This window comes from Thioalkalivibrio sp. ALE10 (assembly GCF_000381385.1).
Lineage (GTDB): Bacteria > Pseudomonadota > Gammaproteobacteria > Ectothiorhodospirales > Ectothiorhodospiraceae > Thioalkalivibrio.
Map to the genome: position 1 here is coordinate 184,816 of NZ_KB906451.1, position 14,366 is coordinate 199,181.

General features: G+C 68.4%; 12 protein-coding genes. 6 read left to right on the plus strand and 6 right to left on the minus strand.

Translation table 11 applies throughout. The features are described from left to right. Positions 1–2 precede the first annotated feature (2 nt). Complete coding sequence (locus tag F788_RS0105280) at positions 3–1,334, minus strand: DEAD/DEAH box helicase (RefSeq protein WP_019589496.1); 1,332 nt, start codon at positions 1,332–1,334, stop codon at positions 3–5. 171 nt (positions 1,335–1,505) lie between these two features. After that, complete coding sequence (locus tag F788_RS0105285; protein ID WP_019589497.1) at positions 1,506–4,703, minus strand: EAL domain-containing protein; 3,198 nt, start codon at positions 4,701–4,703, stop codon at positions 1,506–1,508. 131 nt (positions 4,704–4,834) lie between these two features. Here F788_RS0105285 and F788_RS0105290 point away from each other — a divergent pair, with 131 nt between their 5' ends. Genes F788_RS0105290 through cysZ form a run of 4 tightly spaced genes read left to right on the plus strand, consistent with a single transcriptional unit; the run spans position 4,835 to position 10,142 of the window. Beyond that, entirely contained in the window at positions 4,835–5,440 is a 606-nt protein-coding gene (locus F788_RS0105290) for a bifunctional 2-polyprenyl-6-hydroxyphenol methylase/3-demethylubiquinol 3-O-methyltransferase UbiG (RefSeq protein WP_019589498.1), read from the plus strand. Between the two features lie 15 nt (positions 5,441–5,455). Further along, the gene (locus tag F788_RS0105295) at positions 5,456–6,337 is read left to right on the plus strand and encodes a PhnD/SsuA/transferrin family substrate-binding protein (protein ID WP_019569921.1); all 882 of its coding nucleotides are present in this window, start codon (positions 5,456–5,458) and stop codon (positions 6,335–6,337) included. Beyond that, on the plus strand, positions 6,334–9,435 hold the full coding sequence (locus F788_RS0105300; protein ID WP_019589499.1) for an EAL domain-containing protein: 3,102 nt from the start codon (positions 6,334–6,336) through the stop codon (positions 9,433–9,435). The genes F788_RS0105295 and F788_RS0105300 overlap by 4 nt, the downstream gene beginning before the upstream one ends. Then, a complete protein-coding gene (gene cysZ / locus F788_RS0105305) occupies positions 9,432–10,142 on the plus strand; it encodes a sulfate transporter CysZ (protein ID WP_019589500.1) in 711 nt (236 codons plus the stop codon). The genes F788_RS0105300 and cysZ overlap by 4 nt, the downstream gene beginning before the upstream one ends. A gap of 53 nt (positions 10,143–10,195) precedes the next feature. Here cysZ and F788_RS0105310 read toward each other — a convergent pair whose 3' ends face one another. Both F788_RS0105310 and F788_RS0105315 read right to left on the minus strand, forming a co-directional pair. Next, positions 10,196–11,419: a hypothetical protein gene (locus tag F788_RS0105310; protein ID WP_019022431.1), complete on the minus strand. Its 1,224-nt coding sequence runs from the start codon at positions 11,417–11,419 to the stop codon at positions 10,196–10,198. A gap of 117 nt (positions 11,420–11,536) precedes the next feature. Beyond that, positions 11,537–11,983: a YaiI/YqxD family protein gene (locus tag F788_RS0105315; RefSeq protein ID WP_019022430.1), complete on the minus strand. Its 447-nt coding sequence runs from the start codon at positions 11,981–11,983 to the stop codon at positions 11,537–11,539. Between the two features lie 468 nt (positions 11,984–12,451). Here F788_RS0105315 and F788_RS13615 point away from each other — a divergent pair, with 468 nt between their 5' ends. After that, complete coding sequence (locus F788_RS13615; RefSeq protein ID WP_018870463.1) at positions 12,452–12,628, plus strand: PLDc N-terminal domain-containing protein; 177 nt, start codon at positions 12,452–12,454, stop codon at positions 12,626–12,628. Between the two features lie 38 nt (positions 12,629–12,666). On the opposite strand, the gene F788_RS0105330 is transcribed toward F788_RS13615, so the two are convergent. Together F788_RS0105330 and F788_RS0105335 are read right to left on the minus strand one after the other, a co-directional pair. Beyond that, positions 12,667–13,176, minus strand: a complete 510-nt coding sequence (locus F788_RS0105330) for a CinA family protein (RefSeq protein ID WP_019589501.1) — start codon at positions 13,174–13,176, stop codon at positions 12,667–12,669. Next, complete coding sequence (locus tag F788_RS0105335) at positions 13,173–13,499, minus strand: PilZ domain-containing protein (protein ID WP_019022428.1); 327 nt, start codon at positions 13,497–13,499, stop codon at positions 13,173–13,175. The genes F788_RS0105330 and F788_RS0105335 overlap by 4 nt, the downstream gene beginning before the upstream one ends. A gap of 128 nt (positions 13,500–13,627) precedes the next feature. Between F788_RS0105335 and F788_RS0105340 the strand changes: the two genes are divergently transcribed. After that, positions 13,628–14,317: a hypothetical protein gene (locus tag F788_RS0105340; protein ID WP_019589502.1), complete on the plus strand. Its 690-nt coding sequence runs from the start codon at positions 13,628–13,630 to the stop codon at positions 14,315–14,317. The last annotated feature ends 49 nt before the right edge of the window (positions 14,318–14,366 follow it).

Genomic DNA, 14,366 nt, shown 5'->3' on the forward strand with positions numbered 1-14,366 from the left:
TGTCAGCGGCGCCCGGAGGCGGCCTGACCGCGGCCCCGGCCTTCGGTGCCGCGGCCCTGCCCCTGACGCGGACCACCGCCGCCGCGTCCGGAACGGTTGCCGGCGCCATTTCCGTTGCCCTTGCCACGGGGAGCACCACTGCCCTTGCCACGGCCGCGGCGGGGGCGGTCATCCGCCACCGGCTGCGGCGCCGCGTAGCCGTCGGTCTCCATCCGCTCGATCGGACGCTGAATCAGCTTCTCGATCCCGGCCAGCAGCTTCAGCTCGTCGCCGCCGACCAGCGACAGCGCCGAACCTTCACAGCCGGCACGACCGGTGCGGCCGATGCGGTGGACGTAGTCCTCCGGCACGTTGGGCAGCTCGAAATTGACCACCTGCGGCAGCTGGTCGATGTCCAGCCCGCGCGCGGCGATGTCGGTGGCCACCAGCACCGGCACGCGGCCGGACTTGAACTGTTCCAGCGCCCGGGTGCGGGCGTTCTGGCTCTTGTTGCCATGGATCGCCGCCGACTGAACGCCGTCCTTGGTGAGCTTGTCCGCCAGGCGGTCGGCGCCGTGCTTGGTGCGGGTAAACACCAGCACCTGTTCCCAGTCGTTGCTGCGGATCAGATGGCTCAGCAGATCCCGCTTCTGATGGCTTTCCACCAGGTGGACCTTCTGCTCCACGCTCTCCGAGGCGGTGTTGCGCGCCGCGACTTCCACGCAGGCCGGGTCGGTCAGCAGGCCATCGGCCAGCTTGCGGATGTCATTGGAGAAGGTGGCCGAGAACATCAGGTTCTGGCGCTTCTTCGGCAGCATCGCGATCAGCTTGCGGATGTCGCGGATGAAGCCCATGTCGAGCATGCGATCCGCCTCGTCCAGCACCAGGATCTCCACCCCGGACAGGTCGATCGTCTTCTGGTTCGCGTGATCCAGCAGGCGCCCGGGCGTGGCCACCACCACGTCCATGCGGCTGCGCAGCGCGCGGATCTGCGGATTCATGCCCACCCCGCCGAAGATGGTCATGGAGCGTTGCTCCAGATGCTGGCCGTAGGTCTTCACCGAATCGTGAACCTGGGAAGCCAGCTCCCGCGTCGGGGTCAGCACCAGGGCGCGCGGACGGCCGTTGCCGGCGCGCGCCGGCGGATTTTCCGCGAGCTTCTGCAGGATCGGCAGGGTGAAGCCGGCGGTCTTGCCGGTGCCGGTCTGGGCTGCGGCCAGCAGGTCGCGACCGGCCAGTACTTCGGGGATCGCCCCGGCCTGGATCGGCGTGGGACGGGTGTAGCCGGCGGCGGAAAGCGCGCGCAGCAGGGGTTCGGCCAGATTCAGGCCGGCAAAAGTCGGTTCGGAAGACATGAGTGCTCCAGCGCAACCCGCCGCTCAACGCTCGGCCAAGGGGCACCCATCGGGGAAGACGACATCGGGGGGATCGAAACGATCAAGTGAACGGACGCTGACGGGCGAGGCGTTCGGTAATCCCCCACCATACGGCCTTCCCGGCCCCATTACAAGCCAGCGCGGGCTGGTTCAGTCACGGCAGGGGCACTGCTCGGCCGGCACCGGAGGGGACCACAGATACCCCTGCCCCTCGCGGCACCCGACCCGCAGCAGGAAATCCCGCTGCGCCTCGGTCTCGATGCCCTCGGCCAGCACCTCCAGATCCAGGGTCCGCGCCAGTGCGATGATGGCGCGGATGATGTCCTCGCTGGAACCGGAACGGCCGATTTCCAGCACCAGCGACTGATCCAGCTTGAGCCGGTCCAGCGGCATCCGGTGGAGCAGCGCCAGGTTGGAATAGCCGGTGCCGAAATCGTCCATCGCCAGCGCCACGCCCAGGGCCTTGAGCCGGCCCAGCTCGGCCATCGCGGCCTCCGGACTGGTCATCAGCATGGTCTCGGTGACCTCCAGCTCCAGCCGATGGGGCTGCAGGCCATGGCGTTCCAGCGCCTCGCGCACCGCCGGCGTCAGCTCGCCGCCCTCCAGCTCCATCACCGACAGGTTGACGGCCATGCGCGGCACGTGGCTTCCCTCGGCATCGCGCGTGGCCAGATGCGCACAGGCCCGGTCCAGTACCCAGCGGTCGATCGCTCCGATCAGCCCGGTCTCTTCGGCCAGAGGGATGAATTCGCCGGGCGAGAGCCTTCCCCGCTCCGGATGTTCCCAGCGCACCAGGGCCTCGACCCCGGTCAGGACGAACGGATCCAGACTGTATTGCGGCTGCAGGAACAGTTCGAACTCCTCGCGCACCAGGGCCTCGCGCAGGTCGTGCTCCAGCAGCGTGCGTCGCGAAGTCCGCTCGCCCAGCCCGGTAGCATAGACCTCCCAGCGATCCCCCCCGCCACGCCGCGCCTCGTCCAGCGCCAGTTCCGCGGCCGTGAACAGCTCCTCGGTGGTCGCGCCATCACGGGGAAATTCGGCGCAGCCCGCGCTGACCGTGATCCGCAGTGCACGCCCGGCCAGCTCGAAGGGCCGGCGCAGCTCGGCCAGCAGACCATTCAGCCATTCTTCCCGCGCCGCGCCCGCGGCCGGGGCTTCCAGCAACAGACCGAATTCGTCGGGCCCGGAGCGCGCCACCGTGTCCTGCGCCGCCACATACTGCGACAGCCGCTGCGCCACGCCGAGCAGCAGCTGATCCCCCAGCGCCGTGCCAAGGGTCTCGTTCAGTCCCTTGAACCGGTCCAGATCCAGCAGCACCAGCAACCGGGTCGCACCGTCCAGGCCCATCGCCAGTTCGATGCTGTGCCCGATACGGTCATGCAGCAGGACCCGGTTGGGCAGACCGGTCCGGGTGTCGTAATGGCTCAGCAGCCGCAACTGCTCGCGCTGCTCGAAGGTCTGGGTCAGATCGGTCCAGCTGCCGATGATCTCCTCACGTGCCTCCCCGCGCCCGTTGTGCACAGGGACCCGCTGCATTTCGTCGCGCACGCGTCGCACCCGCCCCTGTGCATCGAACAAACGGTACTCGACCACTGCATGCCCCTGTTCCCGCGCCTGTTCGCGCGCCCGCCGGGCCAGCGTGCGGTCCTCCGCGTGGACATGCTCGCGCCACCAGTCGGGTTGCAGGGCCTCTTCCGGCGAACACCCGAACAGCGACGCAAGATTGCCGCTGACCCAGGTCAGGTCGCGCGTATCGGGAGGCAGCGAATAGATGACCACCGGGGAGCTGTCCAGCAGGTGCCGGAAACGCCGGCTTGCGCGCTCCAGCTCGCGCGTGCGCCGCTGCACCTGCCAGCGCAGGGTCAGCACCAGCCCCCCGAGGGCCACCGCCACGCCCGCGAAGACACCCAGCACCGGCAGGGCCCAGGCCGGCAACACACCCCGCACCTCGGGGCTCAGCGTTTCCGCCATGGCACGGTGATAGGGCGAATCGGGCGTACCCTTCCAGGTCGCCAGATGGCCGTCCACGGCCTCCAGGACGGCCGGATCCAGCGTGGGCGAGGCGGCGAAATAAAGCCCGGTGTGGTCGAAGGACAGCGGCGTTTCGAACAGACCATGCCGGGCCGCGTGCCGTCCGCCGTGGAAATTGTTGCTCACTGCAAGATCCGCAGCCCCCTCGCCCACCGCTGCCAGCACCCCGTCCAGGGATTCGCGCCGCACCAGACGTGCCCCCTCTGCCGCCGACGACAGCCAGTCCTCGTGCACCGAGTCCTCGAGCACCGCCACCTGCCGCTCCGTCAGATCCTCCAGCGAGCGCACCGACGCCTCGCGCGGGGCGTACACCTGGCTCCATGACTGCGCCACCGGCACCTCGTGGAAACGAAACCGCTGCTCGCGCTCCCCGGTCAGGGCCACATCCGGCATCAGATCCAGTTCGCCCTGCTCCAGCTGCGCCAGGCATTCGGCCCACTGGCAGTCCCGATACTCCAGGCGCCACCCCTCGTGTTCGGCCAGGGCCTCCAGCAGCACCGGGAACAGCCCGGCCGGCTGCCCCCGGGCATCGGTGTAGATCTTGGGCTCGTTCTCGTACAGCCCGACATGCAGCACGGTCCGCTCGTCCTGCGGCACGTCGACGCCGCATCCCGCAAGCACAAAAAGGGCCGCGACCACCCATGCGACCGCGGGCCTTCTCCGGATCCATTCCCTGGCGTCCCCTTCTCTCCCTTCTGTGGGGTGGCTGTCGGCGCGGCCGGTCTCGCGCTCGCGGCGTTCGGCGGCACGCTTTCTGCGGTGCTCGCGCACATGCGTGAACACGTCGATCGCGGTCTTGAGCACCACCAGCAGGGCCAGCGCCGCCATGGGCGACCCCAGATACGTAACCAGTCCGCCGCCGGCGAGGATGGTGACATGCAGGACGACGATCCGCTTGTACGGCGCGACCATCACCTCGTTGGCGGTCACGCTCTCGTACTCGCGCCGGCCGATGAAGTTCAGCACGTAGGACGTGCCGTGGCTCAGCAGCAGCGCCAGAAACGGGATCATCAGGCCGAAGTCGGACGCAGCATGGTCATCGGGCCGGAACATCGTCACCACGAAAATGCCGTGGACCATGGTGAACATGCCGTAATGGAACAGGAAGAACGGCGCCATGAACCATGCGCGGTTCTCGCCCTTGCGGCGTGCGAGGGTCACGAACCGGGTCACGGTGAACAGGCCGATCACCAGGTTCTCTGCCCAGAACAGCAGCAGGACCTCGTAGACCGTCCAGTCAAAGAACACCACGCCGGCCAGTGGAAGGCCGTTCACGGCGACCAGCAGAAGGGAAGTCACCAGTACCCGATCACGCATGCAAGCACTCCGGCAGGAAGTTCGCGGGCCGTCATGGCCCGTCGCCCGGAAGCTTAAACGGTCCCCCGCCCCGGCAACCCCTCCATATGCAGGGGGCCGCGCCGCCACGACCGATCCGGTATCCTGCCCGCATGTTCCGCAGCCTGGTCTACGACAGCCTGATTCTGCGCATGACCGCGCGCTGGTACGCCGCGGTCCTCGAGCGTCTGCCGCCGGGCGCGCACCTGCTGGACGTCGGCATCGGCACCGCCGGCGCGCTGCTGGCCAATACGGACACCGTCAGGCAGAAGAACCTCACCGTGACCGGCATCGACATCGACGCCGACTACATCGACCGTGCCCGCCGGCAGGTCGCGGCAGCGGCACTGTCCGACCGGGTCACGGTGCATTGGCGGTCGGTGTACGACCACAACGGCGAGCCCTGCGACGCGGTGTATTTCTCCGGGAGTTTCATGCTGCTGCCCGACCCGGTCGGGGCCCTGCGCCACTGCATCGGCCTGCTGCGCCCGGGCGGGCGGATCTACTTCACCCAGACCATCCAGCAGCGCCCGTCACCGATGCTGGAGCGGCTCAAGCCCGCCCTGCGCAGGCTTACCAGCATCGACTTCGGCCGCGTCACCTACGAGGAAGACTTTCGCGCCCAGCTGGATGCCGCCGGTCTGTACATCGAGGAATGGACCGTGATCCAACGCCACGGGGCACGCGCCGCCTGCCTGGCCGTCGCATCGCCGAAGTAGTGTTAGCCTGTGTCCATGCTGAACGCACGACTTTTCCGGATCCCGCTTCTGTTGTGCGGGCTGCTGCCCGGTCTGGCCTTCGCCGGGACCCTGCAGTTTGCCCCGCTGCCGATGCAGGATCCGGAAACGGTGATGCGCGAGACGCAGCCGATGCTCGAGTACCTGAGCCAGGAACTGGAGGTCGATTTCGAGATCCGCTACGCCACGGACTACGACGAGATCCTCGAACGTTTCCACAACGGCACGGTGGACCTGGCCTATCTGGGTCCCCTGCCCTATGTCTCGCTGCGCGCCCGCTACCCCGAGGCCACACCGGTGGTGGCCTTCCGCGAACCCGGAGGTGAGGCGCAGTACACCTGCTCGGTGGTGATGTTCGCCGACGAGCGCCGCCCGCTGGACGATCTGACCGACCAGCCGGTGGCACTGACCCAGCCCCTGTCCACCTGCGGCTATCTGGCCACCGCGCACCTGCTGCGCGACGGCGGCACCCGGCTCGCGGCCACCGACTACCGCTACCTCGGCCACCACGACGACGTGGCCCTGGCCGTCGTGCGCGGCGAGGCCCTCGCCGGGGGACTGAAAACACACATCGCGCGCAATTATGCGCACCTGGGCCTGGTGACGGTGGCCGAGAGCGAACCGCTGCCCGGCTTCGCTCTGGTCGCCAATCGCGATACCGTCAGCGACGCACGGCTGCAGGAACTGCGCGAGGCGCTGGTTCGTCTGCGGCCCGCAGAATCGGCCCGGGACGCCGAACGTATGGCCGAATGGGGCGAAAGCCTGCGCTACGGCGCGCAGGCGGTCGACGATGAGGATTACGCGGCGGTACGGCGGCTGCACGGCGAGGTCGCGATTCCCGAGCTCGGACTCCCCGACCTGACGGCCCCCGCACCATGACCCTGGATCGCCGCGTCATCTGGCTGCTGGCCGCGGCGGCCTGGGTGCTCGTCCTGCTGTTTTTGTATCTGAACTGGCAGGACAAGGCAGGCATGCACGAACAGCGCCAGACCGCGACGCTCGACACCGCCTACCAGGCCGCGGTCAACAGTTTTGACCTCGCCGCGCAGGCGTACTTCCGCGAAGCGGTCAATCGCACCGAGGTCGTGGAACTGCTGCGCGCGGGCCAGCAGGCCGAGGACGAGGCGGAGCGCGCCCGCCTGCGCGGGCGGCTGTATCGCACCCTGTGGCCAACCTATGACCGCCTGCGCGAAGGCGAAATGCGGCAACTGCATTTCCACACCGCCGAGGGAATCAGCTTTCTGCGCTTTTTCTCGCCGGAATACCACGGTGATGACCTGTACGCGACGCGACCACTGATCCGCGAAGTTCACCGCACCCGGGAACCGGCGGCCGGGTTCGAGACCGGGCGCTCGCTGTCCGGTTTTCGCTATGTCTATCCGCTGCACGACGGGGACGAATTCGTCGGCAGCGTGGAGTTCAGCATCCCGTTTCGCTACGTCCGCGAGATGATGAACGAGCTGGACGAAACCCGGGAGTTCCAGCTGATCCTGCGGCGCGACGCAGTGGAGGACAAGGTGCCGCCGGGTTTCCTCTCGCTGTACGAGACCTCCTGCCTGCACCCGGATTACGTCATCGAGGACACCAGTCTGGTGTTTCCCGACTCGCCCCGGCCGCCGTCGGAAGAGATCCGTGCGATCAGCCAGCAGCTGGCCGATGACCCGCGCACCGCCGAGGCGATCGATGCGGGGGCGCGAGGGGTGCTCTCCGTCGGGCTGGAGGGCGCGACCTGGGCGGCCAATCTGCTGCCGATCACCGATCCGGCCGGGGACCGCGTGGCCTATGTGGTCGCCTACACCCCGGACCCGTTGACCGGCGTGTTCCGGCGCGAATTCGCCGCCGCCGCGCTGGGCGCCACGCTGCTGATCGGCCTGGCCCTGCTCCTGCTGCTGCGGCTGGTGACTTCCCGTGAACGTCTGCGCAACCAGCGCGCCTACCAGCAGGCCATCACCAACACCATGGCCGAGGGCCTGTACGCCCAGGATGAGGCGGGCCGCATCACCTTCATCAACCCCGCGGCCGGCGAGATCCTGGGCTATCGGCCGGAGGACCTGCTGGGCAAGGACGCCCACACCCGGTTCCATCGTCACGCGGGCAACCTGTACCCCGATGAGCGCGACTGCCCCATCCGCCAGCGCGTGACCACGGGGCAGGTTTTCGAGGGCGAGGAAACCTTCCGCCATCAGGATGGCCGCCTGATCCCGGTGGAGGTCTCCAGCCGGCCGCTGTACCAGGAAGGGGTCCGGACCGGCGCGGTCACCCTGTTCCGCGACATCAGCGAACACAAGCGGGCGCGGGAACGCCAGAAACTCGCCGCCAGCGTGTTCACCAGCGCCAACGAGGCGATCATCATCACCGACCCGCAGTCCCGGATCCTGATGGTCAACGAGGCCTTCACCCGGCTGACCGGGTACACACCGGAAGAGGTCGAGGGTCACAACCCGTCGATCCTCGGTTCCGGACGCCAGGACGCAGCGTTCTATCGCCGGATGTGGCAGGACCTGCGGGAAAACGACTACTGGCACGGCGAACTGTGGAACCGGCGCAAGAACGGCGAGCTCTACCTGCAGCTGGGCACCATCAGCGCGGTACGCGACGAACACGGAGAGCTGCTGCACTACGTGGGCCTGTTCTCCGACATCACCGAACGCCGGGAATACCAGGAGAGGCTCGAATTCCTCGCGCATTACGACCCGCTGACCGAACTCCCGAACCGCGTCCTGCTGCTCGACCGTCTGCGCCAGGCCATGCAGCTCGCCACGCGCCAAAGCCGCCGGGTTTGCGTGGCGTACCTGGACCTGGACGCCTTCAAGGACATCAACGAGCAATGGGGACACGCGACCGGTGACCGGATGCTGCTGGAACTCGCCCGGCGGCTGGAGGCCGGTCGCCGCGAGGGCGACACCGTGGCCCGGCTGGCCGGCGACGAATTCGTCCTGGTCCTGGTCAACCTCGACAGCGACGAGCAGTGTCGCGCCCTGATCGACGAGCTGCTGCGCACGCTGCAGCGGCCGATCCCGATCGACGGGCAGAACCTGAGCTGCAATGCCAGCATCGGCGTGACCACCTATCCGCAGGCCGACGAGGACGTGGACGGCGAACAGTTGCTGCGTCAGGCCGACCAGGCCCTTTACCAGGCCAAGCTGCAGGGCAAGAACCGGCCGTACTTCTTCGACGCCGCCGGGGATCGTCGCCTGCGCGATCGCCACGAGACCCTCGAACGGCTGAAGCTCGCGCTGGAACGCGAGGAGTTCGTGCTGTTCTACCAGCCCAAGGTGAACCTGCGTACCCGCGAGGTCATCGGCGCGGAGGCCCTGATCCGCTGGCAACATCCCGAACGCGGACTGCTGCCCCCGGGCGCCTTCCTCGACGACCTGCTGGAACAGCCGCTGGAAGTGGATGTCAGCCGCTGGGTGATGGAACAGGCCCTCGAGCAGGTCAGTGCCTGGCAGGCAGGCGGCATCCACCTGCCGGTCAGCGTGAACGTCCCCGCGCTGCACCTGCAGGAGCCGGACTTCGCCGAGCAGATCGCCGGGCTGCTCGGAAATTTCCCCGATCTGCCCGCCAACAGCCTGGAACTGGAAATCCTCGAATCCAGCGCCCTCGCCAGCCTCGCCCACGTCTCGCGCGTGATCGAACGCTGCGCCAAGCTGGGCGTGCAGTTCTCGCTGGACGACTTCGGCACCGGCTACTCATCGCTTTCCTACCTCAAGCGCATCCCGGTACAGGTGGTCAAGATCGACCGCAGCTTTGTCGGCGACATGCTTGAGGACCCCGACGACCTCGCCCTGCTGGAAGGCATCATCCAGCTCGCCCAGGTATTCCAGCGCCAGATCATCGCCGAAGGCATGGAAACCCCCGAGCAGGGCGAGCGCCTGCGGGCACTCGGCTGCGAGGTCGTCCAGGGCTACGGCATCGCACGCCCGATGCCCGCCGCAGAGATTCCCCAATGGCTGGCCCAGTGGCAGGCGGGATGAACGCCCTGTTCGCGTTCCTCGCGCCGTTTCGCGGGCTGGCGCGCGTGTTCGACCCGGGCCTGCGCGGCCTGGTCATCGGGCCCTTGCTGATCAACATCGCGGTCATCATCGGGGTCGGTATCGCCGCCGGATTCGGTTTCGAGATCCTGCTGGACACCTGGCTGCCGGCCGGCTGGGACTGGCTCGCCTGGTTGCTCTGGCCGCTGTTCGTGCTGACCCTGCTGGTGGGCTTCGGGGTCTCCGCGGTGGCCCTGGCCGCGATCATCGCCAGTCCTTTCTCCGGACCGCTGGCCTACCGCACCGCCCGGGGCCTCGGCCACGAACCGCGCCAGCCCGCGCGCTCGCTGGCGGGCGAGATGGGCCACGCCACGGCCACCGCCCTGCGCAAGTTCGGCTATTACGCGCTGCTGTTCATCCCGGTGTTGCTGATTACCGTCATTCCCGGCCTCAACCTGCTGGCCTCGCTCGCCTGGTTCGTCTTCGGCAGCTGGGTTCTGGCGGTGGAGTTCCAGGAGCCGCCGCTGGCCAACGACGGCCTGACCTTCGCCGAAATCCGCAAGGGTCTGGGCCGACGGCGTCCGGAGACCCTCGCGTTCGGCGCCGGAACGACCCTCCTGGCGATGGTGCCCGTGGTCAACCTGCTGCTGGTCCCGGCGGCAGTGATCGGCGCCACCCACCTGTGGGTGCGCCAGCAGCCGCGAGGCTGAGGGGACGGGACAGGGTCAGGACGCGTTGCGCGCCGGGGAGGTCTTCCTGCCGTTCACCGTTCCAGCCGTTCGGTCAGACGGCGGAATTCCTCGCGGATCTTGTCGTTGCGGAATTCCGCGGTCTCCGGGACCTGCAGTTCGGACAGGGTCTCGAAGGTGTCCAGGCCATCACGGATCAGATCCGCCACGTTGGCGCTGAGCTGCACGGTCCGGTAGGTATTGACCGCTACCTGCTTCTCGTAACGGCTGATCTCCAGCGCCTCGGCCACCTGTTCGCGCTGGCCGGTCACCACCTCCAGGTACAGGTCGATCGCCTGTCGGGTCAGCTCGTTGGCCGCGATATTGGACTCCAGGCTGTCGCGGTGCCCGCCCTCGCGGATCAGTTCCCGCGACTCGGCGATGATCTCGTCGGCCTCTTCGCGGTAGGCCTCCAGGCGCGGCACGATCTCCTCGTCCACCCGTTCGACAAAGCGCTCCTGCATGGTCACCACCAGCCGATGCAGGATCACCACCATGCCGTAGTAACGACCGGCCACATTGAGGTTTTCTCCGCTCTCGCGGGTGAGCTCCTCGAGACGCTGCGTCAGCGTGCGGATGCTGCGGAACACCACCGCCATGGACACCACGTCGTCGCCGATCGCCGAGCTCATCCACAGTTCCAGCTGGTCCGGCGGCATGGACAGCCCCACGCCTTCCAGCGCCGTGGCCATCTCGCCCTTGAGCGCCTCCAGTTCCTCCTCGTAGGCGGCGATGTTGCGCTCGCGTGCCTCGATCAGGCGGTCGAAGTCACCCCGGGTGCGGGCGGTCATCTCGCGCAGGGTCTCGGTGGGCGTGAACCGAGCGAGCGTGCTGGCATCCGTATCCGGCGCGAACATCCGCTCCTCGCGCAGATCGGCCCGACGTTCCTGCTCGGTCATGATCCGGTCTTCCAGCTCCCGGTACTGGCGGCGCATGGACACGATCTCGGGCACGTCCATGACCTCCAGCGCGTCATCGATCAGGTCGTCGATGTCCTCCCGGGCGCTCTGCTGATCGCGCCTCAGCCAGCGGCTTTCCGGCAGCTCGGTCAGCTCGTCGAAGTGCCGGCTCGCTTCGCCCAGCAGCTCCACCGCCCGACGCTGGTCGAACGACAGCGCGTCCTCCTCGCCGTCATCCTCCTCCACCACCTCCTCGACAGCGACCCCGTCGAGCTCCGCCGGATCCTCGCGGTCCGAGGCCGCCACCGGGGCGCAGACCAGCGCCAGGCCCGCGAACACCGCCAGTACTTTCCACATCATCGCATGCCCTCCAACACTCGGCTGGTTCTGCACTGGAACGAAGACGCCCGGACCGCCCTTCGAGTTCGACGACGACGGGATCGTCGAACACGGACCATACACCCAGCTGGAACTGCCCTAGGTGTTACGCGCCAGCCAGCGGTCCAGGGCATTGCCGAAGGCCTGACGGTCGCGCGGGCCCAGTGCCGCCGGCCCGCCGGTGTCGACCCCGCTGGAGCGCAGGGTGTCCATGAAGTCGCGCATGCTCAGGCGCTCGCGGATATTGTCGCGGGTATAGAGCTCGCCCCGCGGGTTGAGCGCCTCGCCGCCCTTTTCGATCACATCGGACGCCAGCGGGATGTCCGCGGTGATCACCAGATCACCCGCCTCGAGCCGCCGCACGATCTCGTTATCCGCCACGTCGAAGCCACTGCCCACCCGGATCGAGTCGATCAGCTTCGACGGCGGCGTGCGCACCGGCTGATTGGCCACCAGGGTCATCGCCACCCCGGTGCGCTTCGCGGCCCGGAACAGGATCTCCTTGATGACCGCCGGACAGGCGTCCGCGTCCACCCAGATCTTCATGCCGATGCCCTCGCCTGCCCCGACATCCGACGGACGGGCACGCGGGACCCTCGGTCGGTCACTGACCCCTTTATCATGGTTCCCTCGCGGCAGTTCGGACGCCTCAGTCCGGATCGATTCCCAGGTCCGCAGCCACCGCAAGCCAGTAGGGCTCGGCCTCGCAGGAGCAGCAGTCGCACCAGACCTCCACGCCTTCGTGCATGCTCGGACTCCGGGCGGCGGCCGTCGGCGTGCCCTCGGCGCCGGTCTCGCTGTCGCACTCTTCCGGCCGCCCCGTCGGAGTGCCCGGATCCGGGGGAGCACCCGAACCCGACGTTGCGGGAATCCTCTGCATGACCATACCTCCCGTGCCGCCGGCACCCTTCAGTAACTTTTACGTATAGACTATCGCCCCGGCGGGCTGGTGTTCCGGCCCTGCACGTGATATCCGTGCGTTCGACGCGATACACGCCGCTACCGGAGCACCGCATGGGCATTGAAATCACCGGCATTCTGGGCCTTGTCTGGCTGCTGATCATCATCTGGGCGATTGTCCGGACCGCACAGAGTCCCGCCGGCCCGGTGGTGAAGGTCCTGTGGATCCTGATCCTGCTGTTCCTGCCCCTGCTGGGGCTGATCGCCTGGCTGCTGCTCGGACCGAAGTAGGCCTCCGCGCACCGCGGTCCGCTCCGCGGGAGCGTGCTTCAGCCCAGTTCGTGCTCCAGCAGCGAGGCCAGGGCGTGCAGCATGGCCTGGCGACGCACCTCATGACGCTCGCCGTCGAAGTGCCGCGTCTCGGTGCGCACGGCTCCGTGGCGCGCCTGCCAGCCGAAGCACACCATGCCCACCGGCTTGTCCGGTGAACCGCCGGCCGGCCCGGCGACGCCGGTGACCGACAGGGACAGGTCGGCGCCACTGTGCGTCAGGCCGCCCGTGGCCATCGCGGCCGCCACCTCTTCGCTCACGGCGCCATGGGCCTCCAGCAACGCCGGGTCCACGCCCACCAGACGGGTCTTGGCCGCGTTGCTGTAGGTCACCCAGCCACACTCGAACCAGGCGGAACTGCCGGGCACATCGGTCAGTGCCTGGGCAATCCCGCCCCCGGTGCAGGATTCCACCGTGGCCATGACCAGCCCGCGCGCAGTCATCCGCTCGCCCAGGTCATAGACCAGGGCCGACAGACCGGTGACATCCGCCTTGCGCAATTCGGTCATGGTGTCGCGTCTCCCGTGGGTTCTTCTTCAAAGGCCACCGCGAGGCGCCATCGGCGCCGGCCCTCACGGTCGGGATCCGCGCTGTCACAGCGCAGCACCCGACCCCGCCGCTGCAGGTTCTCGATGCGCGGATCGGGGCTCGGCACCGTCACCATCACCCCCACCCCGGCATCCACCTCGAAGCCGGTCATCAGCGCACAGCCGCCGGCGGCCAGGTCATGGATTTCCACCCGCGTGGTCTGCCCCGAACCGGTCCAGTACGCCTCCCCGGTCACGCCCACGGGGATGCGACGATCCCGTCGCCGGTCCTCCTCGCCAAACATGTCTCCATCCTTGCCCCTGGGGATTCGGACTCCGAGTCTGACACATTCCGGTGCGCTTGCAGCAGGGGCTGCCGCGACGGGACGGAATGGCATACCATGGATCAACCACCTCCAGAAACGCGCCCGCCATGCTTGCACGCCTGTTCCAGCCCGATCCGGTCCTTGATGTCGACACCCGCGAGTGGATCCGCGCGGTGTTTGCGTGGGTGGACCGTCAGCCCGCCGCCGACCGGCCCTTCGACCCGCCGACCCTGGTGCAGCCCATCCGTGAACACTTCCCGGGCGAGGCGGACAGCCCGCACGGCATGGCCGAGCAGGTGTTCGCCAGCGTCCGCCGGCATGCGGGCCTGGAGCAGCGCGCGGCCCGCCTGGCCGAACCCGGAGGACTGGCACCGCAGCCGGTCATCGCGCTGGGCGCGGCCAGCACCGGCGGCGAGCGCATCTTCCATTACGACCCGCAGCTGATCGGGAATCGCCAGGCCCTGGTCGGCACCTTCGCGCAGGAACTGGCGGCCTGGTGGGTGGAGGGCATCCGCGAACCCGCCCCGGCCGCCGAGGGCAATGCCGACGCCATTGCCGAGCTGGTGGCCACGCGCATGGGCTTCGGCATCTTTCTGGCCAACACCGCGTTCCGCGTGCGGGTCAACGGCTGCGGGGCGTGCAAGGGCCCGTCGGCCGATCGCGACGCCGACCTCGGCCGCGACGAACTCGCCTGGGCCCTGGCCCTGTTCTGCCGCGACCACGGCATCGCCCCGGCACGCGCCCGCGCGCATCTCGAATCGCCCCTGCGCACCACCTTCCGCAAGGCCTGGCGGTAAACCGGGTCGCGCGAGGGCCGCGAAGAACGCCCCGCCGCCACCGCCTGAC